The organism is Paenibacillus mucilaginosus 3016, assembly GCF_000250655.1.
GTDB classification, from domain to species: domain Bacteria; phylum Bacillota; class Bacilli; order Paenibacillales; family NBRC-103111; genus Paenibacillus_G; species Paenibacillus_G mucilaginosus.
The window spans coordinates 2,745,011-2,768,714 of the sequence record NC_016935.1 but is presented as its reverse complement, the minus strand read 5'-3'; the positions used below and the strand labels follow the sequence as shown (position 1 = coordinate 2,768,714).

General features: G+C 59.6%; 18 protein-coding genes. 4 read left to right on the top strand and 14 right to left on the bottom strand.

Going from position 1 to position 23,704, the window contains the following annotated elements; genetic code table 11:
• Positions 1-216: 216 nt before the first annotated feature.
• Positions 217-1,236, bottom strand: coding sequence for an AraC family transcriptional regulator (locus PM3016_RS11980; protein WP_014650431.1), 1,020 nt, complete (start codon positions 1,234-1,236; stop codon positions 217-219).
• 108 nt (positions 1,237-1,344) lie between these two features.
• Between PM3016_RS11980 and PM3016_RS11975 the strand changes: the two genes are divergently transcribed.
• Positions 1,345-1,926 (top strand): NAD(P)H-dependent oxidoreductase, encoded by a 582-nt coding sequence (locus tag PM3016_RS11975; protein WP_014369650.1) that lies wholly within the window; start codon positions 1,345-1,347, stop codon positions 1,924-1,926.
• A 200-nt stretch (positions 1,927-2,126) separates the two neighbouring features.
• On the opposite strand, the gene kdgT is transcribed toward PM3016_RS11975, so the two are convergent.
• From kdgT to PM3016_RS11955, 4 genes are all read right to left on the bottom strand, one after another.
• Positions 2,127-3,128 carry a 2-keto-3-deoxygluconate transporter gene (kdgT, locus tag PM3016_RS11970; RefSeq protein ID WP_013915826.1) on the bottom strand — a complete coding sequence of 334 codons (1,002 nt, stop codon included), beginning with the start codon at positions 3,126-3,128 and terminating at the stop codon, positions 2,127-2,129.
• Positions 3,129-3,171: 43 nt separating this feature from the next.
• Positions 3,172-4,179: a tripartite tricarboxylate transporter substrate binding protein gene (locus PM3016_RS11965; RefSeq protein ID WP_014369649.1), complete on the bottom strand. Its 1,008-nt coding sequence runs from the start codon at positions 4,177-4,179 to the stop codon at positions 3,172-3,174.
• Between the two features lie 124 nt (positions 4,180-4,303).
• Positions 4,304-6,634 (bottom strand): helix-turn-helix domain-containing protein, encoded by a 2,331-nt coding sequence (locus PM3016_RS11960; RefSeq protein ID WP_014369648.1) that lies wholly within the window; start codon positions 6,632-6,634, stop codon positions 4,304-4,306.
• Positions 6,635-6,859: 225 nt separating this feature from the next.
• Complete coding sequence (locus PM3016_RS11955; RefSeq protein WP_014369647.1) at positions 6,860-7,954, bottom strand: Gfo/Idh/MocA family protein; 1,095 nt, start codon at positions 7,952-7,954, stop codon at positions 6,860-6,862.
• 460 nt (positions 7,955-8,414) lie between these two features.
• Between PM3016_RS11955 and PM3016_RS11950 the strand changes: the two genes are divergently transcribed.
• Positions 8,415-9,935 (top strand): malate:quinone oxidoreductase, encoded by a 1,521-nt coding sequence (locus PM3016_RS11950; RefSeq protein WP_014369646.1) that lies wholly within the window; start codon positions 8,415-8,417, stop codon positions 9,933-9,935.
• A 362-nt stretch (positions 9,936-10,297) separates the two neighbouring features.
• Here the strand turns inward: PM3016_RS11950 and PM3016_RS11945 are convergent, their stop codons facing one another.
• From PM3016_RS11945 to PM3016_RS11935, 3 genes are read right to left on the bottom strand one after another with little or no spacing between them, the layout of a single operon-like run.
• Complete coding sequence (locus PM3016_RS11945) at positions 10,298-12,274, bottom strand: YjhG/YagF family D-xylonate dehydratase (RefSeq protein WP_014369645.1); 1,977 nt, start codon at positions 12,272-12,274, stop codon at positions 10,298-10,300.
• Positions 12,275-12,290: 16 nt separating this feature from the next.
• Positions 12,291-13,757 carry an alpha-ketoglutaric semialdehyde dehydrogenase GucD gene (gene gucD, locus PM3016_RS11940; protein ID WP_014369644.1) on the bottom strand — a complete coding sequence of 489 codons (1,467 nt, stop codon included), beginning with the start codon at positions 13,755-13,757 and terminating at the stop codon, positions 12,291-12,293.
• Between the two features lie 21 nt (positions 13,758-13,778).
• Positions 13,779-14,654: a fumarylacetoacetate hydrolase family protein gene (locus PM3016_RS11935; protein ID WP_014369643.1), complete on the bottom strand. Its 876-nt coding sequence runs from the start codon at positions 14,652-14,654 to the stop codon at positions 13,779-13,781.
• Positions 14,655-14,832: 178 nt separating this feature from the next.
• Here PM3016_RS11935 and PM3016_RS11930 point away from each other — a divergent pair, with 178 nt between their 5' ends.
• Positions 14,833-15,729, top strand: coding sequence for a helix-turn-helix domain-containing protein (locus tag PM3016_RS11930; protein WP_014369642.1), 897 nt, complete (start codon positions 14,833-14,835; stop codon positions 15,727-15,729).
• Between the two features lie 105 nt (positions 15,730-15,834).
• On the opposite strand, the gene PM3016_RS11925 is transcribed toward PM3016_RS11930, so the two are convergent.
• The 5 genes from PM3016_RS11925 to PM3016_RS11905 form a co-directional block, all read right to left on the bottom strand.
• Entirely contained in the window at positions 15,835-16,080 is a 246-nt protein-coding gene (locus PM3016_RS11925) for a hypothetical protein (RefSeq protein ID WP_014369641.1), read from the bottom strand.
• Between the two features lie 533 nt (positions 16,081-16,613).
• On the bottom strand, positions 16,614-17,543 hold the full coding sequence (cyoE, locus tag PM3016_RS11920; protein ID WP_013915816.1) for a heme o synthase: 930 nt from the start codon (positions 17,541-17,543) through the stop codon (positions 16,614-16,616).
• A 162-nt stretch (positions 17,544-17,705) separates the two neighbouring features.
• Positions 17,706-18,347, bottom strand: a complete 642-nt coding sequence (locus tag PM3016_RS11915) for an NAD(P)-dependent oxidoreductase (RefSeq protein ID WP_013915815.1) — start codon at positions 18,345-18,347, stop codon at positions 17,706-17,708.
• Positions 18,348-18,821: 474 nt separating this feature from the next.
• On the bottom strand, positions 18,822-19,994 hold the full coding sequence (locus PM3016_RS11910) for a benzoate/H(+) symporter BenE family transporter (RefSeq protein ID WP_274380019.1): 1,173 nt from the start codon (positions 19,992-19,994) through the stop codon (positions 18,822-18,824).
• A gap of 193 nt (positions 19,995-20,187) precedes the next feature.
• Complete coding sequence (locus PM3016_RS11905) at positions 20,188-21,042, bottom strand: ATP-dependent DNA ligase (protein ID WP_014369638.1); 855 nt, start codon at positions 21,040-21,042, stop codon at positions 20,188-20,190.
• Between the two features lie 176 nt (positions 21,043-21,218).
• Here PM3016_RS11905 and PM3016_RS11900 point away from each other — a divergent pair, with 176 nt between their 5' ends.
• Positions 21,219-22,442: a low temperature requirement protein A gene (locus tag PM3016_RS11900; protein WP_014369637.1), complete on the top strand. Its 1,224-nt coding sequence runs from the start codon at positions 21,219-21,221 to the stop codon at positions 22,440-22,442.
• 149 nt (positions 22,443-22,591) lie between these two features.
• On the opposite strand, the gene PM3016_RS11895 is transcribed toward PM3016_RS11900, so the two are convergent.
• The gene (locus PM3016_RS11895) at positions 22,592-23,677 is read right to left on the bottom strand and encodes an NAD(P)-dependent alcohol dehydrogenase (protein WP_014369636.1); all 1,086 of its coding nucleotides are present in this window, start codon (positions 23,675-23,677) and stop codon (positions 22,592-22,594) included.
• Between the last annotated feature and the right edge of the window lie 27 nt (positions 23,678-23,704).

The following is a 23,704-nucleotide window of genomic DNA, read 5'->3' as shown; positions in this document are numbered from 1 at the left end:
GACCGGGGGATGTCTCCAACCCCCAGCTGCCGCTAAATCGTCTTATTCATGCAAACCGTTCAGCTGCTCGTGATGTGCCTCAGCTGGGAATACCCCGCGCACACGATGGTTAATGGCCAGGCTAACACGGATTTTCCGTGTTCCGAAGAGGCAGCACCTTGATTCGTACCGGCTAACACGGATTTTCCGCGCTCCGCCGCACTTGCAGGCTTCTTCTTACGAAGCTGTCCCCTTCGCCCGGTACTGGCCCGGCGTAACCCCCGTCCATTTTTTGAAAGCATTCTGGAAGGCGCTCGGCTCTGAGAAATGCAGCAGATACGCGATATCCCCGACGGAATAGCCCGGCTGCTTGAGATAGCTTATCGCCAGCTCTTTGCGCACCACCGCCGACAGCTCGTTATAAGACGTATTCTCCTCTTTTAATTTGCTTTGGAGGGTTCTCGCGCTCATCTCGAACGACTCCGCCGTCTCCTGCAGCGTTGGAAATTGAACAGGCATGCATTTCATCATCCAATGGTACACCCTGTCGGAGAATAGTTTCCCCGGTGCCAGCCGGCTCCTCGTCTCCTCGGCGATCGCTTCGAACATCCCGCGCAGCTTCGGGTCGGAATACAGGATGGGGTAATCCATCACCTCGCGGCTCATCCGCAGCACCGTCTCCGCGCGGCCGAACCGGGGCTCCACCCCGAAGACCGGCAGGTAAGGTGCCGTATCGGCCGGCGCCTCATGCATGAACTCCACCCCGGCCAGTGGCACCTTCCGGTGGCTCAGCCGGCCGATCAGATGATAGATCGAGGACGCCATGTCCTCCATGCAGTGGCGGGAGATCCGGCCGTTCGGGGCTTCGGAGAACAAGCGGAGATGCACCTTCTCCCCTTCTTCTTTCCAATCGAGGTTAAACCCGCTGCACAGGATGATATTATACCTACGGTAGGCGGACAAAGCGTCAGCCACCTTCCCCGAGTGCATCATCACATAACCCAGAATCCCCATATCCATCATATCCATCAGCTGGCCCTGGTGCAGGCCGAAGTGGTCATCCTGGGTATACTCCACGGCTGCGTACATCAGCCGCTCCAACTCCTCCGCCGGGATGCGGGCTTCCACATCCTTCAGCAGGCTGGAGTCGAAAGAGGCATAGCGGCAGAACGGCTCCGTATCGAACCCCTTGTGGACGATCGCCTTCATCACCGGGTACACCATGGAGATCGCCATGGTCTGGCTGCTCACGTCCATCCCTCCTTTTGCGCGAATGAGCAGTTGCGCTGCGCCTCAGATCATTGGTCTATCCTTCCAAACGTCCTATGATGAGTATAACGCACCGAACCAAAGGGGAGAACCGCATTGACAACGAAAATTCTTGTGATTACCGGTCATTCCGACCCGCAGAGCTTCTGCTCCGCCCTGTCCAGGGCTTATATCGAGGGAGCCTCAGGCAGCAAGGCCGAGGTGCGGGAGATCGATCTCAGCCGCATCGCCTTCAATCCCGTGCTGAAGCACGGCTACAACCAAAGAACCGAGCTCGAGCCCGAGCTCAAAGAAGCCCAGGAGCTCATCCGCTGGGCCGAGCATCTCGTGTTCGTCTACCCCACCTGGTGGGGAGCGATGCCGGCGGTGCTCAAGGGCTTCATCGACCGGATCTTCCTGCCGGGCTTCGCCTTCAAGTACCGGGAGAACTCCGTGCTGTGGGATAAGCTCCTCACAGGCAAAACCGCCCGACTCATCGTCACGATGGATACGCCTTCGTGGTACAACCGGTGGATCTACGGGCACGCCGGGCATAACGTCATGAAGCGCAATATCCTTCACTTCTGCGGGATCAAGCCGGTGCGGATCACCGAGATCACGCCGATCAAATCTACGACGCCGCAGCAGCGGGCGGGATATCTCGAGCGGGTGAAGCGGCTCGGAGCCAAACTGGCATAAGGGGAAACCCGGACGCGCCGCTGCCTGCAAGAGGAGATAAAGCCTTAGCCCTACTAGTAAGGACGATGAGCGCTTTTTCGTGATCGTACGAAAAAGGAGCCCGCCGCAAACGGCGTGGCTCCTCTCTCTGCTGACGCAATCTATTCCTGCAGCGGTCCCGGCTGAGGGCTCGGGGCTGGCTGTGATCTTTACTGCGCCTCTTACACCGTACGCTCCTGCCCCGGACCGACGCCCTGCACCGGTACGCTGCCCCTGCGCTTCTTCATCCAATCCGCCCAGTAAGCGGTCAGAATCGGAACGAGAATGGAAGTCACGATGACGCATGCGGCGACTAAAGCGGTTGCAGACTGCGCCGCGGACATGAATTCCGGCTTCATGTTCGCGATAATCATCGGGTTGGCTACCGCCGCGCCTGCCGTACTGGAGGCGGCCAGGCCCGCCGTGCCGTTCCCGCCGCCGATCCACTTGTCCGCGAGGATGAGCGGGATTCCCGTGACAATGATCACCGCTATGCCGAGCAGAATGCCCAGGAGGCCGGTCTGCAGAATCACGCCGAGGTCGATCGAGTTCCCCAGCGCGAAGCCGAAGAAGGGAATCAGCGTATGAGTCGCCTTGCCGAAAAACTCCCGCAGGTCGTGGTCGAGGTTGCCCAGAATAAATCCGATCATGAACGGCAGGACCGCGCCGACGAAGTGGTGCGGCTCGAAGGCCGCCAGCCCCGTGGTGCCCAGAATCAGCATGGTGACCAGCGGGCCGGATTCCAGTGACATGAGCACGAAGGCGCCCGCCTCTTCCTTGGTGCCGTACTGCTGCATGATCGAGGCGTACAATCCGCCGTTGGTCATGTCCATTGCGGCGATCAGCGCAAGCACCGAGAGTCCGGCGAAGAAGCCGGTCTGGATGCCGCCCTCCGGCAGGAATTGTCCGGCAATGATCGCGACGATCCAGGCGACGGCGATCTTCGTGAGCACCAGTGTCCCGGACTTGCGAAGCACCGTGCCCGTGGCCCTGATGTCAATGCCGGCTCCCATACAGAAGAACCAGACGGCCAGGATCGGCACCGTGCCGGTCATGAGACCGTTCGTAAACGAACCGAAATACTTGCCCGAATCGGGCCAGAACGTGTGGACGATCGCCCCGATGAACAGCGGCACGAGCATCATGCCGCCGGGGATTCGATCCAATGTTTTCTTGATCGCCATCTCTCTTCGCACACCCTTCCCTTATACAACGCTTACACCGGTTTTATTTCCGGCTTAATCCGAGCTCGGGAATCAGCCTGGCGAAGGCATCATGGCTGGCCTTCATCTGCCCGCGGAAGCCTTCGCCGTCCCTGATCATCAGCCCGAGCCCATTCTCCTTCATGAAGACCCGGAAGTCTTCCTCTCCCGCCGCCTTCGTGAACGCTTCGGCCAGCACCGCCGTCACCTCGTCCGGCGTATCCTTCGGCACGGCCAAGCCTCTCCACGTGCCGGTGAACTGGACACTGAGGCCGGTGGCCTCCTTCAGCGTGGGTACGCCGGGAAGCGCCTCCGACCGCTGCTCCGCATTCACTGCGAGCGTGCGGAGCGTTCCCTGCTCTACCTGGGTCTTCACTTCCGCCGGACTCACCGGGACCGCATCGACGAAGCCGCTCGTCAGGGCGGATACCGCGGGTCCCGCACCTTCGAACGGAATATGGCTGAACTTGACCCCCGTGCCTTTCTCCAGGGTCGCCGCCGCCAGATGCCAGATGCTCCCCGTACCCGCGTTGCCCATCTTCACTTTGCCTGGATGCGCTTTCGCAAAGTCCAGGAACTCCGCCGCCGTAGTCCATGGCGCTTCCGCCCTCACTGTAATGGCGGACGGGTCCAGATTCGTCTGCGCGATCGGCTTGAAGTCCTCGTAAGTGACCGGCAGCAGCCCCAGATGCGGAAGCGTCGTCAGCTCCGCCACGAGGTACGTGACCGTGTAGCCGTCCGCTTTGGCCCCCGCGCCTTCCATCAGCCCGATGGAGCCGCCGCCGCCTGTCCGGTTCACCACCGCGATCGGCTGGGGCAGGTGCTTCTCCGCTGCCTTCGCCAGTGCTCTGGCCGTCAGGTCCGTCCCGCCTCCGGCGGCATACGGAACGATCAGGGTGATCGATTTCCTGGGAAATGCCTCCGTCTCCCGGCTCTCCGTTCCCTTGGCCGGGAGCCACTCTCCCGTACAGGCCGTCAGCAGCAGCAGAAGCGGGAGGGCCCCGGCGCACCGGCGGCTCCATCGTCTTGTCATCACGTTCATGCCTCTTTTCTATTGTAGGATGTGTTCGATCGCCCCCTTGTTATGGATGGTTAACCTTCAACCACAGCATAACGGGAGTGTAACGCATACCGTCCCTCCGGCCAATCGTTCAATCTTACGGCAAATCCTCCGAAATGCCGGAGGAACGGGGATTCGGCCGATCTGCATATCCGCCGGAAGATTTGATGCCTTCCCTGTACCTGCCCGGCGTAACGGTTTTGACCTTACGGAACGCGCGGATGAAGCTGTTCTCGTTCTGGTAGCCGACCCGCTGGGCGATTTCCGCAATCTTCATCGGCGTCTCTTCCAATAATCTGCAGGCCCTGCCTATGCGCAGGTGAGTCAAATAGTCGTAGATTGTGCTTCCCGTCTCCTCCTTGAACATGCTGCTCACGGACGAGATGCTCATCTGCACGCTGTCCGCGATCTCCTGCAGCCCGATATTCCCGTCCAAATGGTCTTCCATATAATCCTTCATCGCCTGCACGATCTGGTACTCTCTGCGCTGCCTCCGGCTGACGAGCTCCCGGGCCATCGCCGTCAAACAGCGCTCCAGCAGAGCTGCCACGTCTCCAAGCTCCAGGGTTGCCCCCTGTCCCGGGGTATAATCGGCCAGCTCGGCCGGAGGGACCGCACCGAGGGCTGTCGCGGTTCTCAGCAGCTCTTCCATCAAAGCGTCCACCTCGCGGTACACGCTTGAGGGACGGACGCCGCCAGTACGGAAGGCCTCCGTCCAGCTCCGGGCCCACTCCGCGCAGGCCTCCGAGCCGCCCGCCGCCAAGGCGCTGAGCCATTCGACCGTCCCCGCATCCCCGCGTCCGGAGGGCTCGTCCTTCTCTGCCGGAAGCACCGCCGACGGGCGGGCATGGATGCTGCCGTACCCGGCATAGAGCCGGTAGGACAGCGCCTCCCTCGCCTCGGCCAGGGAACGCGCCGCCTGCGTGACTGACGGGACCGCCGGCCCGATGCCGGCTGACACGGACAGGCTCAAATACTGCGAGAGCATCTCCCGGATCCGTGCAGCCTCCCGCGAGAGCGCTTCCCGCTCCGGTGCTGCCCTGTCCGGGTCCTTCGGCTGCAGCAGAAGGGCCGCTCCGTCCGGTGGATCGCCCATACTCACCGCTCTCCAGGCAGGCTCCAGCGCTTCGAGGAGAATGTTGTTTAAGGCATACTTCAGCAGCCGGCGGTCCTCCTCCGGAAAGCGGGAAGCCCACTCCCCGTACCGGTCGATGGATACGACGAACACCGTCAGGTCTCCCGGCTTCCAGTCCTGGAAATACTGCTCCCATTTGGCCTGCGCCTCCCGGGCGCCCAAGCTGCGGGCCAGGAGATCCTCCAGAAACTTGGACCTCAGCTCGGGCAGGCTCTGCCGTGCGACCAGCGACTCGCGGTGCCACTCCTCCACCAATTTGCCGATGACCGGCTCCAGATCGTACAGATCTCCCTGTGCGGCGGCGTCTCTCTGCAGGGGACGCAGCAGCCTTTGAATCCGCTTGAGCGGCCTGAAAGCCGCATAGTTGTAGGAATACACCGCTGCGCAGCCCACCGCGATGGACAGCAGGGAGAGCAGCAGCATCATGTCGCGGGCGAGCTTGGCATTCTTCAGCAGCTTCTCTACAGGCACGAGCGAGATCAGCCTCCAGCCGGTCACATCGGAGAAAGTCTGGTTGGCCATATACTCCTGCCCCTCCGCCCTCACATAGGCGAACGGCCGGACATCCAGACCTCCGGTCACTTCCTCCATCCCGGAGAGCGGGATGGGAAGGTTCAGCTTCGGATAGATCAGCTCGCCGTCCAGATTGTAGACATACAGATAATTAGCCGAAGAGGTATACAGCTTGGAGAACAGCCGGTCATAATCCAGATTGACGATGACCGCCCCGGTGACCTGACCGTTCTGCCGGACCGGCCTCACCAGGGAAAGCAGCTCCGTGGTCCCCGCCCCCTGCACACCCCCGGCGCTTCTGCGCTTCACAAGCAGAGGCTTGTCGTTCAACTCCGCCATCCAACCCTCCAACGGCGCTCCCCCGCTCCACCCGGATGGGTATCCGCCCAGACTTGATACGCGGGAGCGCCCTTCCAGAGCCAGGACCTCGATCGAATGGATATCGGGCTTCTCCGCCATCGTCTGCAGATAAGCCTGCAGGGAAGCGGACCTCGATTCCCTGTCCGAAGACTGTGAAGAGATAAAACCCAGCGCCGCTTCATGGAAGGACACATCCACGGCCCTGCCGTCCGCCTCCCGGAACGCCCGGTTGCTGACATCGAGATTGATCTGCAGCAGTTCCACATTCGGGGTATTGAGCTCCGTATCCAGCGCCCTGCGGTACTGGGAATAGGAGTACAGCCCAACGGTGCCGATGCAGAGCGAAATGCAGAGAGCCAGCACAAGGATGAGCTTTGTTCTTTTGTTGCCTGCGATATATTTGAACCGGATTCGGAGCATTCCGCCGCCACCCTTCTTCTGCCCCTGCTGCTGGCAGAATTTCTCTAGTATTCTATTTATTCTGATGCGCTTCCGGGGGGAAGTCAAGGATGGCGAAAACGCAAACAACACCTGGACCGCACAGGAGCTTCCCTCTGTCCAAAAGACAGGTTGTCAGCACCTTGCGGATTCAGGTGTTCGGTTGTTGTGGGGGTATATGGCTGAGCGGCTTTGCCGCGGCGGTTCTTACCGGGTTTCCTCCATGGCCCAGGGCTGACGCTCGGAGACCACGTCGGTTCCTGTATGGATCGCCTGCTCCAGCAGCATCCCGAGGTAACAGTCCTGCGAAGCTTCGGGCAGGCTGTAGAAGCTTGGCCCGCCGGAAGCGTAAGCGGCCATTTTCCTCAGGCAGCCGGCGATCGCGATTTCATCGTCATACAGCCTCGCGGGCGCGAACGGATTCTCATACACCCACCGTTCCCCCGCCAGAATCCCTTTCAGAAAGTACCCTTCCTGATTCTCCAATTCCCCTTTGTTGACGCGCTTGAAGTTCAAATGAAGCGGGGTCCGGAAGTCCTCCAATACCGTAAGCCGGTCATCGAAAATCTCTCCTCTGACGCCTCTGACCGACAAATGATTCGAGCGGATCCAGGACCGGTGCTGGTCCTTGGTGAAATCGTAGATGCCGAGCTTGCCGCCGAAATTCAGCCAGGCCAGGTCGCGCTGGGACGGGATGATCTGTTCTTCCGTCGGAGGCCCGCTGCGGGAAGGTCCGGCCACCCACTCGGATTGGAACCTCATCGCCCGGATGTGAGCGTCTTCAAACCGGATGCCCAGCAACTTCCGGAGCAGGCCGATCCCGTGGTAGAAGTGCGAGATGGAAACGGTGGCCTCCGTAACCTTGCCGAGCCGGCCCTCCGCAATAACCGCCAGTCTGGCTTGGTTCATCGGATGAAGCGGATACTGCTCGGCCACCTGGACCCGTGCCCCGCGGCAGGTCAGCTTCTCGTGCAGCAGATGGAGCCCTTCCAGGTCCGGCGCCGGCGGCGTTTCGGCCAATGCGGGAATTCCCCTCTCCGCCAGCTGGAGCAGATACTCATACCCGGCGGATGCGCTCACGGATACGACCACGAAGTCCAGGCTCTCGCTCTCCAGAAGCTGCTCCAGCGTCCGGTACGTGGGAACGCGCCACTGCTGCTCCATCTCCCTCCCCTTGCTTTCGTCCCGAACCACCATCCCCCCGACTCGGAATTCATCCGGAAGCGCCTGCGCAATCCGCAAAAAATACTGCGCCCGAAATCCCCCTCCTCCAATGATGCCGAAGACTGCTGGTCTGCTCATGTTTGCTCCTCCCCGTCGATTCGTCCGTCCTAACTCCGGCGTGCCTCAGCCCACAAAATGCTGAAACCGATACCGGCAGCATCAGCATATCACCGAATCCACCGTCTGACGAGTGCGCGAATCGGTTGGACTTTTACCCATTTTCATCCTGTCCCCTCCTGCACTTCTTGTCTTGGGTCCGCGTAAACTAAGGTAGATCCGCTGTGAGAGAGATACGGGATGGAAGCGCAACCACATGAAAAAACGAAAAAAAACCCAGAAAAGGACATGTACAATTATTTTAATCTATTAACAATAGTGGTACACTAGATAGGGTTAATTATTGAACAAGAACAACGGTGGGACCTTGCAGCGCCCCGGCTTGCTGCAGTGCCTGAGCAGGAGCGCCTCCCATCCTTTCTGACATTGATAAGTCTGCAATTCATAGGTCTGCAATTCTTAGGGGATAAGGACGGTTAAAATGAGCAACAGACAAACTAGAACAGACGTTATCTTAATTGGTGCCGGAATTATGAGTGCCACCCTCGGCACATTACTGAAAGAATTAGTTCCGGACTGGAACATCACAGTGCTTGAGAAGCTCCCCAAAGCGGGCGAGGAAAGCTCCAACGAATGGAATAATGCAGGAACAGGTCATGCTGCTCTGTGCGAGCTTAACTACACTGCCGAGAAGCCGGATGGATCCATAGATATCAGCAAAGCGATTAAAGTCAATGAAGAATTTCAGGTTTCCATGCAGTTCTGGTCCTATCTGGTAAAAAGCAGCCTCATCCGCAATCCGCAGGAATTTATCATGCCGCTGCCTCACATGAGCTTTGTTCATGGGGCACAGGATGTAGCGTATTTGAAGAAACGGTTTGAAGCCATGTCGGCCAATCCGCTGTTCCAAGGAATGGAATTCTCCGATGACCCGTCCAAGCTGGCGGAGTGGATGCCGCTGATGATGAAAGACCGGACATCGAACGAACCGATTGCAGCAACCAAAGTAGACTCTGGTACGGATGTCAACTTTGGGGCTTTGACTCGTATTCTGTTCGACCACTTGAAGAAGAAGAACGTAGATATCAAATACAAGCAGCATGTGGATGATATCAAGCGTACGGGCGACGGCGCATGGGAATTGAAGGTCCGCCATGTAGACACGGGAACCGTAGAGCGCCATACGGCCAAATTCGTCTTCATCGGCGGCGGCGGGGGCAGTCTGCACCTGCTTCAGAAATCCGGTATTCCTGAAGGCAAAAGCATTGGAGGATTCCCGGTAAGCGGCTTGTTCATGTCTTGTAACAATCCGGAGATCGTGGAGAAGCATCATGCCAAGGTGTACGGTAAAGCCAAAGTCGGCGCTCCTCCTATGTCGGTTCCGCATCTGGACACGCGATTCATCGACAACAAGAAGAGCCTGCTCTTCGGACCGTTCGCGGGCTTCTCGCCCAAGTTCCTGAAGACCGGGTCCATGCTCGATCTGATCACTTCCGTCAAACCGCACAATCTCACCACGATGCTCGCGGCCGGCGCCAAAAACATGCCATTGACCAAGTACCTGATTCAGCAGGTCATGCTGTCCAAAGAGCAGCGCATGGAAGAGCTGCGTGAATTTGTGCCGAATGCCCGAATCGAAGATTGGGATTTGGTCGTTGCGGGCCAGCGCGTTCAGGTCATCAAAGACACGGCGGCCGGCGGCAAAGGGACGCTTCAATTCGGTACGGAAGTCATTAACGCGGCTGACGGCTCGATCGCCGCATTGCTCGGCGCTTCTCCGGGTGCTTCCACAGCCGTTTCCGTCATGCTGGAAGTGATCAAAAAGTGCTTCCCTCAGCAGCTGAAAGCGTGGGAGCCGAAGATCAAAGAAATGATCCCTTCTTACGGGGTATCCCTGGTCAAGAACCCGGATCTCGTTCAGGAACTTCATACTTCCACCGCCCGGACCCTGGGTCTGAGCGATAAAGGCGCGGTAAAGGTGGCACACCGTACCGTTTCCTAATATCCAAGATGGTGAACCAGGGAGGGACTGCTGCGGCAGCCTCTCCCTTTTTGGCATGGAGCCGAGACGGGTTCAGTCCGTCCGGGGAACAACCGAGTCCGCACCGGAGCAGGCGCTCCGGGATCAGCATTAGTATTGCCCGTTGACGTCAGCTTTGATTCCGGCAGAAGACACCGGCATCAAGTTGGGTCCGATAGCGGACTCAATCGCTATGTTTCAGACTCCTTCGATGAATATGGATCGCCCGCCGCGTGGCACACAAAACAGCGGCAGTCCGGGACATGACTTGTCCAAGACTGCCGCTGTATTCGTATCGAATCATAGGAGGACTCCCCCGCCGCCGGGTTTTTGCACGGGTTACTTCAGCTCCAGCCGAGCGCTTTTTTGCCGGCTTCGAGAGCGGTGACAATCCGGTCGACATCATACACATTGCCGCTCCATGTCCCTCCGCTGACGGATTGCAGAGCGGCCCATAGCTTCGTATCATCCGGGAGGGCTTCATCGGGGCGCATATCCGGGTGAAGCGGCCGGCGCGCCAGGATAACGGCTCCCTCTTCGGGCGTGACCTCCCGCTCCCCTTCCCCGACAAAATGGATGCGGCCCTCCAGCCGGCTGCGGTCAATGACGATGTCAATCAGGTCCCCGTCCCGGAGCTTGCCGATCGGCCCGCCGGCCAGCGCTTCCGGGCCGATATGCCCGATGCAGGCCCCGGTCGACACGCCGGAGAACCGGGCGTCGGTAAGCAGTGCCACCTGCTTGCCGAAGGACAGATGCTTGAGCGCGGACGTCAGCTGGTACGTCTCCTCCATGCCGGTCCCCGACGGTCCCCGCCCGATCAGCACCAGCACATCGCCTGCTTGGATGCCGCCGCTCTTGATGGCGCGCATCGCTTCGCGTTCGGTCGTGAACACCTTCGCCCGGCCCTTATGACGGTACACCCCTTCCGCATCCAGCACGGAGGGATCGATCGAAGTCGACTTGATGACCGAGCCTTCCGGAGCCAGATTCCCGGTCGGAAAGGTCACCGTGGAGGTAATGCCGAGCTGCCGGGCCCGTTCCGGGCTCATGATGACGCTGTCCGGGTCGATCCCGTCCTTCTCCAGCAGCTGCCCCCGCAGCCGGTGCCGGCGCTCCGACGTCTCCCACCAGTCGAGCACCTGGCCGAGCGTTGTGCCTGCTGCCGTCCGCACGGACTCCTCCAGCACCCCGAGCCGGCGGAGATGCAGCATCACTTCCGGCACGCCCCCGGCCAGAAATACCCGGATCGTCGGGTGGAACACCGGCCCGTTCGGAAGCACGCTGACCAGCCGCGGCACATCCCGGTTGATGCGGATCCAGTCCTGCACCGTGGGCATCCGCAGCCCGGCAGCGTGGGCAATGGCCGGGATATGAAGGAGCAGGTTGGTCGATCCGCCGAACGCGGCATGAACGGCCATCGCATTGTGGACCGCGGCATCCGTCAACAGGTCGCCCATACGCAGCCCATCGGCTTCCATAGCCATCAGGGCCCGGGATGACTGGCGGGCCATCTCCTCCCAGATCGGCTGTCCCGAGGGCGCGAGCGCGGCATGCGGCACCGTCAGGCCCATCGCTTCCGCAACCACCTGGGCCGTAGCCGCCGTGCCGAGGAACTGGCAGCCTCCGCCGGGTGTGGCGCAGGCCCGGCAGCCGAGCTCGGCCGCCGCCTCCAGCGTAAGCTCGCCGGTCGAGTACCTGGCGCCGATCGTCTGGATTTTGCCGGCGTCTTCCCCTTCGGTCGGCGGAAGTGTCACGCCCCCGGGAACGATGATGCCCGGGAGCTGCGGCATCCCGGCGAGCGCCAGCAGCATCGCCGGCAGGCCCTTGTCGCAGGTGGCAATGCCGATGACGCCCCTGCGTGTGGGCAGCGAGCGAATCAGCCGGCGGAACACGAGCGCCGCATCGTTGCGGTACGGGAGGGAGTCGAACATGCCCGTCGTCCCCTGCGACCGGCCGTCACAGGGGTCGCTGACGTAGCCGGCGAACGGAATGCCGCCCTGCGAGGAGATTTCTTCGGCCGCCGCCTTCATCAATAGGCCTACCTCCCAGTGGCCCGTATGATAGCCGAGCGCCACGGGACTGCCATCCTCCCCGCGAAGCCCGCCCTGCGTGCTCAGGATCAAGAACTGCCTGCCGTTCAGCCGCCCCGGCTTCCACCCCATCCCGACGTTCTGGGACAGGCCGAACAGGTCTCCGCTCGGGGCATGGCGCAGCAGCTCATCGGTTAAGGGCAGCCGCCCCTGCACGCCGGGAGCATGTGTCTGGATCTCCGCATCCCCCGGATTGTCGCTTCCCATAATCGACGTAATTCGCTCGCTCATGTGCTTTCCTCCCGGCCTACGGCTTGACAAACACCGTTTTGATGGATGTAAAAAACTCGATGGCCGCCTGCCCCTGCTCCCTGGAATGCGAGCTCGACATCTTCATGCCGCCGAACGGGGCCTGCAGCTCCACGCCGGCCGTTTCGGCATTCACCCGGACCAATCCGGCATCCATATCCCGGATGAAGGACAGCACGGACCCGATGTTCTGCGTGTAGATGGATGCACTGAGGCCATAGTCGCTGTCATTGGCTGTGTCGATCGCTTCCTGAAGAGAGTCCACGGTGATCAATGCCAGCACCGGACCGAAGATCTCCTCGCGGGCGATGGACATCTGAGGCGTGACGCCGTCAAATACCGTCGGCTGCACATAGAATCCTTCCGACAGCCCCGGTCCGTCCGCTCTTGCTCCTCCGGCCAGCAGCACCGCGCCTTCGTCCAGCCCTTGTTGGATATACTGCAGCACGGTATCCATCTGCCTTTCATTCGCGCAGGGCCCCATCCAGCTGTCAGCCGACATGCCGTCGCCCAGCCGGATCGACGCGATCTGGGACAGCAGCTTGGCCTTGAAGGCCTCGTACACCTCGCGGACGATGATGACCCGGCTCGTAGCGGTGCATTTTTGGCCGGTGGATTTCAGCCCCCCGCTGATCGTCGCCTCGACTGCCAGATCCAGGTTCGCATCCGCCGCGATAATGATCGGATTTTTGCCGCCCATCTCCAGCTGATATTTGGCTCCGCGTGCTAGTGCAGCTCTACTGACCTGCTTGCCGACAGCGTTGGAGCCTGTGAAGGTAATCCCGTTCACGCCCGGATGCTCCGCGAGCGCCGGTCCGATCACCGAGCCGCTGCCGCATACCAGATTCAGAACCCCCGCCGGAATCCCCGCCTCGGCGAAGCATTCCGTCACTTTGGCGGCCGTCACCGCCGTTTCCTGTGCCGGCTTCAGCACCACCGTATTGCCGTATACCAGAGCCGGTGCCGTCTTCCACAAGGGAATCGCCACCGGGAAATTCCAGGGCGAGATCACGCCCACCACGCCCAGAGGAACACGGGTGGTGAACAGAAGCGCTTCGCTGTCCGTCGAAGGGATGACCTCCCCGATGCTCCGCATCCCCTCTCCCGCGTAATAGCGCAGGATGGCCACGCCGCGCAGCGTCTCTCCTTTGGCCTCCGCCAGCGTCTTGCCCATCTCCCTCGTCATCGTCTCGGCGATCTCATCGGCCCGCCGCTCCAGCACGTTGGCCGCACGGTGCAGTACACTGCCGCGCTCCGCCCCCGACAGCCGGCGCCACGCTCGTGAAGCCGCCTGGGCGGCCGCGACGGCACGGTCCACATCCTCCGACGCAGAGTCCGGCACATAGCCCACGACCTCCTGCCGGTTCGCCGGATTGAGACTGGGCACCGTTCTTCCGGTCGAAGCCGCCGTCCATTCGCCTTGGATATAATTGCGATACACTTGTTCTCCTTGAAAAGCCGTCATGTGGATCCTTCCTCCCTATGTCTAATTCGCCGTGACGCCATTCACCAGCGTCCCGATCCCGTCGATGGAAATCTCGATGCGGTCCCCCGGTGCCAGCGTAAATTCGTCCGGCGGCACGATGCACGTGCCCGTCAAGAGCACCGTGCCGTCAAACAGTTCGTTGTCGGCCGCCAGGAAGGAGACCAGCTCATCCAATCTGCGGTTCAATTGGCCTGTGCTCGCCGTCCCCTCCACCACCAGCCGGTCTTCACGGTAGATCCGGCAGGCGATCCGCAGATCGTACGGGTCCGCCACCGTCTCCGCCAGCCGGACCGCCGGCCCAAGGGAGCAGGAACGGCGCCATATTTTGGCCTGGGGCAGATAAAGCGGGTTCTCCCCTTCGATATCGCGGCAGCTCATGTCGTTGCCCGCCGTATAGCCTACGATGGACCCGTCCCTCGCCAGCACCAGACCAAGCTCCGGCTCAGGGATCTGCCACGAGGAATCACGGCGCAGCGTCACCGGCTGGTTGGGGCCCACGGTGCGGGCGGCCGTCGATTTGAAGAAAATCTCGGGTCTCACCGCGTCATAGACCTTGTCATAGAACGTCTGCGCATCCAGCCGGCCACCCGTCGCCTCATAGTTCCGTGCTTCCCGGCTGCGCTGGTAAGTCACCCCGGCGGCCCATACCTCCGGCGCGTCCAAGGGGGTCAGCAGTTCCAGCGCAGTCCAGGCTTCGGGCAGCTCGTTCTCCGGCTTTACAGCGCTTTCAACAAGACGGAGCGGTGTCAGGCCCCGCTCCCCGGCCTCATGAATCAGGGCCATCACATCCTCCTGCGGCAGCAGATAGGCCCTTTCCTCATCCGTCACAGCCGCAAGCTTCACCTGCCCTCCATCCCGAAACCGAATCACTCTCATTGTCGGTCGTCCCCCATTTCGATGGTTTGATACTCCTACCATACCACCATCCCGTGAGCATTGACGATGCGCTAATCTCTTACCGCACTTACCCTTTTCACGCATTCCTTTTCCTGCCGGATGAGGCTATAATCGAATCAGAACTATTCGCAGCTCCCAACCAAGGAGGGTATTCGCCGTGTCCGAAGCTTCCGCAGCGGTCTACCTGGGCCGCCTTCCCGATGTCCGCATGTCCTTTCAGCTGATGGGCCTTCATGCACGCAGAGCCGAGGCCGGATGGACTTACCCATCCCACGAGCATCCCATGTATGAGATCCACTGGATGGTCGACGGGGATATGGAGATGGTGATCAACGGACAAACCTACCCCCAGTCCCGGGGTGACCTGCTGTTCATCCGCCCGGGAATGACGCATTTCTGCAAAAGTGCCGGCCCGGAGGGCTTTGCCTACTTCTCCGTTCATTTCAGCTTACAAGATACGACCTTGTCCCGGGAGCTCAACCGGTACAAGGACAGCTATTATCCCGCGGCCTCTTCCTTGGTCCAGGGACTGACCCCTGCCTTATCGGCGCTGTACCGCCTGGCGATCGAGCATATGAAGAGCCCGCTGCCCGCGTCCGGGCAGATGAAGGTCCATGCCGCCGTCTTCGAGCTGCTCGGCGCTTTGGTCGACCAGCTGTCCCAGACCGACGCCATAGCCTTGTCCCGCAAAGAAATGCTGGCCCGCCGGATCGCCGAACAGATCGAAGATTCGGTTAGATACCTTCTGCTTCATGGGCCGATGCAGGGGAGCGAGCGGACCTGGATCCAGGACATCGCCAAATCGCTGGGCTTGAGCCCTTCGCAGGTCAACCGCATCTTTCACCAGGTGTACGGGAAGGCCCCGCGCAGGTTCATGTCCGACACGTTCCTGAACGAAGCCCGGCGATTGCTGCTGCAGACGGACTTATCCATCGATCATATCGCCATGATGCTCGGGTACAAAACCAATGCCCACTTCAGCCGGCAGTTCAAGCGGTGGACGGGGATCGCCCCCAGCGAGTTCCGCAGCCAAGGGAACGCCGAAGACACCTGAACCGCTCAGGAAGCTTTTTCTTCTGCCAAAAACATATCTCGGCTCAGCTCCGTATGGACTCAGGTGTTCGCTGCTTCGGTTGGTCATTGTCTAGTTATCAACTCACTAGATGGCTCTTATCAGGGTTAATATCAAGAGGGAGCCCGCGGCGGCGGCTCCGATCATGACTGGACGGGCGAACCGCTTGTTCAGCATGCGGAACCTGGAGCTGGCCTTGGACAGCAGGAAGTTAATCAGTACCGGGACAGCGCTAAGGATGAGAATCAGGTATAAGGAAAGGCCGTACTTGCTGATGAAGCCGATATAGACCATGAAGACCAGCCATTGAATCAAGGATTTGATGTTCATCATGCTTCCCTCCTCTACCCCCATACCATATTATACCAAATCATTGCTATATTTGCATTTTAGTTCATATCCTGGTTCTCACATATAGAAAGAACCCCAACCTTATCCGGCGGTCGGGGTCTCGAAAATCATTTATTCAACCCATCCTCTATAATAGCAAACGGAAGAAGCAGAAGTTCCTGAGCCGTAGAACTGTTTTCTTATCAGAGGGATGAATCCTTTGCCAAGAGCACCATCATAATAGGCCATTGGCAAGCAATAGGTTCCACTATGTCGTTTCGTCACTTCTGCGTAGCCTGATGCTAACGCGGAACTGGAAGTGCTCCATGCAGCTGCGGCGCATAAGATCAGAAGCACAGCCTTTTTCCTCAACACACCAACCTCCAATTATAGAATATATTTCCAATCTAATTCAATATAGCACATTCAGTCCCATTATTTTCCTAAATTATTGTAAATCTATAAAAAAACACCGCCGAGACCGGCGGTATTTTAGAACACATATCGAGGTTGTCCCATATGGGGCTCTATATCTCTTAGAAGAGCGGCTTGATCAGCGAATAGCCGATAATGATCGACAGCAGGATCGTAATGTGATTCAGCGAGAAGATGAACATCGCTTTGGCCCAGCCGCCCGGCTGCATGCGCCGGTAGCCGATGATGCTGAGGAGGAACCAGCTCAGGCTGAGCACCGCGGCCGTGACCGCAATGAACGGGCTGAACGGCCAGAACAGGAAGCTGGACACCAGCAGCGCCGCGAGATAAACGTTCGTCTGCAGGTAGGTCCGGCGCAGGCCTTTGACCACCGGCAGCATCGGAATGTTAGCCGCGCGGTACTCTTCCGTCCGGCGGATCGCAATGGCATAGAAGTGCGGCATCTGCCACACAAGCATCAGCACGAACAGTGCGGCGATCCCCCAGTGCATCATATCGGGCGTAATTGCAGCCCACCCGATCAGCGGCGGCATAGCCCCGGAGAGACTGCCCACCTCGGTGTTGTAGATCGTGCGCCGCTTCGTCCACATGGTATAAGGGACCACATACAGGAACAGACCAAGAAAGCCGAAGAGTGCGGCCAGCGGAGTTGCGAGATATAAGATGACCATCCCGGCTGCCGCCATGCCGATCCCGATCGCGAGCCCGGTGCCGGTACCGATCCGGCCCGTTACGGTAGGCCGCTGTTTGGTGCGCTCCATGATGATGTCGATATCCCTGTCATAGAGATTGTTGAACGCGCCGGCCGAGCCGATCACGAGCGTGGAACCGACGAAGGCCAGCATAATTTCTATGATCTTATCGAAGAATGTAATATCCAGAACAAGCAGCGCCATACTGAGCCCCGCGAACATGGCGATGAGATTGGATTTGATGATGCCGATTTTGATGGTATCGAACAGAACCTTCGTGAACGGAATGGCCGCGAGGTCATAGCCCGCACCGATTTGATTTCCTTTTAACGTGCGCATGAATCAAACACGCCCTCCCTGCTCTCTTTGTTCCTCTATCTTATCACATTATCGTCCCGAAATTGCGATTCATCCGCAAACCATCATCATTCTGTCATAATCCTGTGGCAAAACGGTTAAAACAAAGAAAGCCATCCTCTATAGGATGGCCTGAACTTCAGGTTATTCCGCTTCCGAAACAACGGTAAACCTCTCCTGAATATGCTGGGGATTCTCCGTCTCATCCAGAATCGCGACCGCATAATCGGCATAGCTTACATAGCTGTCTCCTTTATCATTGACCATAAAGTGGTCCTTGCCCTTGCGGTAAGCTCCCGTACGCTTGCCTTCCGGGTTGAAGAAAGCCGCCGGACTGACGAACGTCCAAGGAAGATCCTTCTCCTGCTGCAGGTCCTCGAGATTCCTGCCTTGATTGGATGCCGTTGCGAAGTATTCCTTAGGGAACTGCGGCGTGTCCAGCAGCCGGGTTGTCTTCGCTTCATCGACATAGAGGCTGCCTGCTCCCCCGACCACGATCAGGCGGGTGCCGGGAGCTCCTTTGATCGCTTCGATCAGAACTCGGCCCGCTTCCACGTGCTGGTGCTCCTGTCCGGGTGCGGCACCGAAAGCATTCACGACAACGTCGAAGCCCTGTAGATCGCCTGCCGTCAGGTCGAATATATCTTTCTCCACGATCGCTGCCTGCAAGCCCTGTGCCTTGGACGCATTTCTTACGATGGCCGTCACTTCGTGTCCGCGGCTCACCGCTTCCCTGGCAATCGCCGCTCCCGCTTTGCCGGCTGCTCCGATAATTCCGATTCTCATATAGAACCCTTCTCTCTGCTGTATTTGTAATCAACTTTGTTACATGTAACTATAATAGTTACAAGTGGGGTGATTGTCAACCCCTTTCCTCTGATTCGTTCTTCTCCCTCATACCTGTGAACAACTTTTGAATTTGGACGGTTCAACCGGCGCCCCAGTGGATGGTTACTTCCGTTCGGCTTCCTGATATAGTGCAGTGGAGCAGGTCAATACGGACAGCGGAGGTTGAAATTCACATGTATACGCCTTTTGGCACCTGGTTTATGCTCATCGCCGTGCATCTGCTGATGATCGTCATGTTTCTGGCCGGATGGATCTTTTATAAGAAAAATAAAGATTTGTTCTGATGTCGGCAAGCCACGATACGCGCCTTTGCCGTCCTTATCGGGATGATGCGTGTTTATCAAACATATGGGATGACAGTAACGAGCTAGAGTGGGTTATCCTTTCTGACAACACAGCAAAGCCGCGGGCTCATGCCCCGCGGCTTTGCTGTGTTGTACGGCCGGCCCTTCCTTCCTGCAGGGCTCTGGAGACTCCGAGGCCTATGATCAAGGCCCATACGGGTGAGGAGATGCCGGCCCAGGTTACGCCGGAGGCGGCGACTGCGAAGGCGAGGAGCGACGACAGCCGGTAAGCGGACTGGGATAACGCTGAGCGGATACTGTTCAGCAGAATCCCGGCAAGGGAAAGCCCGGTCATCAGGGAGACGAACGCAGGCGGCAGCCGCTCGATGAGGCCTACGGCTAACCAGGCGAAGAGTCCGAAGAAAGCGACGAGCACACTGCAGATCACAGCCGCTTTGTAACGCGACTGCGGGGCACCGGCATCACGTCCGCTGCATAGGGAGGTCATCATCCCCCCGATGCTCACCGCATGACCTCCGAGGAACCCGACGAACAGCGTGCCGAGTCCCGACACCAGAATGACCCGGTTTACGGGAGCCTGGTATCCGTTCTTCCGGAGCGCGGCCAGCGCGACGGCGATATCATTGCCCAGCACGAGGAAGGCCACCGGAATGGCAACGGCCAGCAGGCCGCTCCAGGTAAACACGGGCAGGCTTACCTCCGGCCAGGACAGGGAATCCGCAGGTGCAGCGGCCGGCAGAGAATGCCCCAGCAGCAGTCCGGCCAGACCGAGCCCCAAGGCTCCGATGAACGGAGGCAGGTTCTTTACAACCCGTGGGGCGAGGAAGTAGCCCAGCAGAGCCAAGCCGCCGGCCAGGGGAAGCCCGGTTACCGAAGGGACCACCTTCAGGACATAGGGAAGCACCAGTCCCGCCAGCATGGCGTCGATGAGCGACCGGGGAATGGCTTCCATGATCCGGGCGAACAGCCCCGTAACCCCGAGGACGGCAATCAGGGCGCCGGCCATCATGAAACTCCCTGCCAATTCCCCAGGCGGATACCCCGCTACGACAGAACTCAAGAAGGCGGCCGCCGTAATCGAATGCGCGCCGGCAAAGGGGAGCTTATACTTCAAGGAAAGAGCGAGATTCAGAGCCCCGCCCGTCAGATAGACGATCAGAATCCAGGACAGCAGGTGCTCCCGGGTCATCCCCGCCGCATCGGCTGCCTGTACCAGCATGACGGCCCCCGCCGTGCATGCCATCAAAGCGGACATGAGTCCGGCGGCTGCGTTCTGGATGCTTGGAATTAGGAAAGCCCCCTTTTATAGAAGATGGAAGGATCGGATGGAAGTTCAAGTACGGAATCGGTGCTTCCGCACGGCGTGTTCATCCATCTTAGCGGACGGGAGTCTTCCTGTAACCCTCCAATGCCGGTTCTTTCTTCCCATCCACCAGGAAGCGGGGGCAGGGCTCGCGTCTTGCCGCATGCCCTTACCTGCAGAATTCCATGAACACCGGGGAACGGAGAAGTCCGGCCCGGGTCCAATTGCGCATCTTCACCTTCGCCTTCAGCTTCGGCTCCAGATAGACGAACTCCCCGTCCTCCCCGGTCTGAAGCTGGTCCCGTACACCGTTGAACGCTGTTCTGTGCTTCGGCGTAATGCCAAGCTCGATCAAGCCGGCGGGCTTCAGGATCCCTCCCGGCCCCGCTGAGGCGGCCAGCCACCCGAATCCTTCCTTCTTGTATCCGGTCAGATACACCTCCGCGTACTGCCAGTTGATGATCTTGAGCCAGGCCTCCGACCGGTGGCCGACATAGACGGAATCCATCCGTTTGGCGACGATGCCTTCCAGCTGCCGTGCCGCGATCTGTTCGAAGAGCCGCTCGCCCTCCTTCGGAACAACCGGCACCTTCGCCATATACGGATTGCCGAAGTCGATGCCGGCGAGAATCTCCTTGCGCCTGTACAGCGGCAGGCCCCTCAGGTCCACCCCGTTATAGCGCAGCACGTCGAATACTATGTAGTTGACCGGCCGTTCGGCGGCGGCCCGGCGCACTTTGTCCGCCCTGCGCAGGGCGAAGCGTTCCATTACGGCTTCGAAGTCGATGGCGCCGGAAGCGTCTGTCGCCGCGACCTCCCCGTCGAGGATGACATCGTCCAAGGCGATCGGGTTCAGCTCCGGATACTGGAACGTGCAGTCATTGTGATGACGCGTATAGAGACGGGTCTGACCGCCTTGGCGGGATAACACCAGACGGTGACCGTCGATTTTCGGTTCAAACAGATAATGCTCGTTCGAGAACGGATGCTTCGCCGTCTCGAGCAGCATGGGAGAAATAAACACGGTACTAACCACCTCTATACCGAGTATATAGCGGTACGCACCCGCCGAGTATCGGTAAATGTTGCCGAGGGGGGCCGCAGAGCTTCGTTTGGCTTTTTTACATACCAGATACTCACTGAACGGTTAACATGCTATGATGGAGGGCAGCTGAATTTCATTCCCATAAGGAGGGACCGATGAAAAAACTGCCTTCGCAAGCCGGTTTGTTTCGCACCAGAGGTCAGAGCGACTCCGGCAAAGTATCCTTTATTGAATTATTCTTTGATCTGGTGTTTGTCTTTGCAGTCACCCAGCTCTCCCATTCTCTCCTCGACAACTTAACGATAGGCGGATTGATACAGCTGGTGCTTCTCTCGATGGCCGTATGGTGGGTGTGGATCTTCACGGCCTGGGTGATCAACTGGCTGAACCCGGAGACGCTGCCGGTTCGTCTCATGCTCCTCGCCCTGATGCTGCTCGGTCTCGTCATGTCGGCCTCCATTCCCGAAGCCTTCGGGGCCTCGGGACTTTACTTCGCGGCCGCGTATACGCTCTTTCAGGTCGGACGGACCGCCTTCACGGTCTGGATGTTCCGCAGGGGCCAGAAGGAGCTCCGGATCAATTTTATCCGCATTCTACTCTGGCTGAGCTTGTCGGGGATCTTCTGGATCGCCGGAGGCGCCGCCGAGGATACTTCCAGGCTGGCTTTATGGATTGCAGCACTCCTGATTGAATATGCCGCCCCTTCCCTCGGCTTCTGGGTGCCGCGTCTCGGCCGGACGCCCACCGCCGTCTGGGATGTGGAGGGATCTCATATGGCGGAGCGATGCGGCCTCTTTATCATTATTGCACTAGGAGAATCCATCTTATTGACAGGTGCGACGTTCTCCGGTTTGGCGTGGACTACTCTCACGATGGCCGCCTTCGCATGCGCCTTCCTGATCACGGCTGCCTTGTGGTGGATTTACTTTGATGCGGCCGCCAAGACCGGACATCATTATATCGCGCACTCCTCCGACCCGGGGAGGGTGGCCCGGTCCGCCTATACTTATACCCATCTGCTGCTCGTGACAGGCATCATCGTAACCGCCGTTGCCGCTGAACTGCTTCTTGCGCATCCGACAGGCCATACCGACCCCGTAGCTGCGGCTGTGATGCTTGGCGGGCCGGGGCTGTTCCTGTTAGGCAGCGCCCTCTTCATGCACAATGTCGTCGGCGCGGTTCCTTCTCCTTATCTCAGCGGGTTTCTCGTTCTCCTGCTGCTTTTCCCTTTCGCCGGTATGCTGTCGCCGCTGCTTCTATCCGTTCTGGCTGCCGTCGTGCTCATCGTGGTCTGCGTATGGGGGCACGCATTCTCGGAGCGTCTATGCCGGGTGAAGTCCTCCACCGTGAACAAGCAGGCGGACACCTCCGTGATGTAGACCGGAGTAGAATAAAAAGATCGCCCTCAGACTTGCCGGGAAGGCAGCCGGAGGGCGATTCTGCGTCAGGACCGCAATAGGATCGGGCGGGAAGCCGCGGATGCGCATTGTGTACCGGCGGCTTCCCTCATCATATGAACAGCAAAAAATCATTCGCCCTGCAGCAGACCGTTCGGATACACGATCACCTTCAGGCACTCGCTCTTGTGGTTCAGCGCCCGTTCCATCGCTTCCTGCGTCTGCTCCAGCGCGAAGCGGTCCGTGATCAGGCTCTTCGCATCGACGATGCCCGAAGACAAGAAGCGGATCCCCTTCGGGTACGTATTCGCATAGCGGAAGATCCCGTAGATATCGACTTCGTTGTCCGCAATAAACGGCACGTTGAGCGGGATCTCATCCTGCGCGGGGAGTCCGACAATGGCGAGCTTCCCGCCCCGGCGGAGCGACCCCAGCGCGGACTGCAGCGCCTTCGGGTTGCCGGCCGTCTCCCAGGCGACATCGACGCCCCGGCCGCCCGTGATCTCCTTGACCGCTTGGAGCGGATCCTGCTCGCGGATGTTGACGGCATGGGTGGCGCCGAGCCGCTTCGCCGCGTCCAGGCGCAGCGGCTCCAGGTCGGTCACGATAATCTGCGCCGCCCCGTAAGCTTTGGCCGCCGCCACAGCCATGAGACCGACCGGCCCCATGCCCATGATCGCGATGGTCGAGCCCGGCTGGAGCCCCGTACGGGCCGCCGCATGGATGCCGACCGAGAACGGCTCCACCAGTGCGGCCTCTTCGTAAGAGAGGCTGTCCGGGATCGGGAAGAGGAAGTCCTCGCGGATTTTGATATACTGCACGAAAGCCCCGTCATAAGGAGGCGTCGCCAGGAATTCGACGCCCGGACACAGGTTGTAGCGGCCCGCCTTGCAGGCTTCGCAGCGTCCGCAGGTGACGCCCGGCTCGACGGCCACCCGGTCCCCAGCCGCAAACCGGCTGACCGCAGACCCCACCGCCGCAACGTCGCCGGCGCATTCATGCCCGAGGATGAAGGGCCCCTCCATGACATACGGGCCGATCCGGCCGTGCGAATAATAGTGCAGATCGGAGCCGCAAATGCCGACGGCCATGACTTTGACCAGCACCTCGTGCGGTCCGATCTCCGGAAGGGGCACCTCTTCGATCACGATCGACCGCGTGCGGTGCATGACCGCCGCCTTCATTGTCTTCGGAAGTTCATGCTCTGCCATCTTCATCCCAACCTCTCCATGGTTATGGTACCG

Coding starts and splice junctions, on each gene's coding strand:
- PM3016_RS11960 (WP_014369648.1), bottom strand. CDS start 6,634: ATGCTCCGAATCCGGTTCAAATATATCGCAGGCAACAAAAGAACAAAG.
- PM3016_RS11945 (WP_014369645.1), bottom strand. CDS start 12,274: ATGAGCGAGCGAATTACGTCGATTATGGGAAGCGACAATCCGGGGGAT.
- PM3016_RS11965 (WP_014369649.1), bottom strand. CDS start 4,179: ATGACAAGACGATGGAGCCGCCGGTGCGCCGGGGCCCTCCCGCTTCTG.
- cyoE (WP_013915816.1), bottom strand. CDS start 17,543: ATGCGCACGTTAAAAGGAAATCAAATCGGTGCGGGCTATGACCTCGCG.
- kdgT (WP_013915826.1), bottom strand. CDS start 3,128: ATGGCGATCAAGAAAACATTGGATCGAATCCCCGGCGGCATGATGCTC.
- PM3016_RS11915 (WP_013915815.1), bottom strand. CDS start 18,347: ATGAGAATCGGAATTATCGGAGCAGCCGGCAAAGCGGGAGCGGCGATT.
- PM3016_RS11925 (WP_014369641.1), bottom strand. CDS start 16,080: ATGATGAACATCAAATCCTTGATTCAATGGCTGGTCTTCATGGTCTAT.
- PM3016_RS11955 (WP_014369647.1), bottom strand. CDS start 7,954: ATGAGCAGACCAGCAGTCTTCGGCATCATTGGAGGAGGGGGATTTCGG.
- PM3016_RS11980 (WP_014650431.1), bottom strand. CDS start 1,236: ATGGACGTGAGCAGCCAGACCATGGCGATCTCCATGGTGTACCCGGTG.
- PM3016_RS11895 (WP_014369636.1), bottom strand. CDS start 23,677: ATGAAGATGGCAGAGCATGAACTTCCGAAGACAATGAAGGCGGCGGTC.
- gucD (WP_014369644.1), bottom strand. CDS start 13,757: ATGACGGCTTTTCAAGGAGAACAAGTGTATCGCAATTATATCCAAGGC.
- PM3016_RS11950 (WP_014369646.1), top strand. CDS start 8,415: ATGAGCAACAGACAAACTAGAACAGACGTTATCTTAATTGGTGCCGGA.
- PM3016_RS11935 (WP_014369643.1), bottom strand. CDS start 14,654: ATGAGAGTGATTCGGTTTCGGGATGGAGGGCAGGTGAAGCTTGCGGCT.
- PM3016_RS11900 (WP_014369637.1), top strand. CDS start 21,219: ATGAAAAAACTGCCTTCGCAAGCCGGTTTGTTTCGCACCAGAGGTCAG.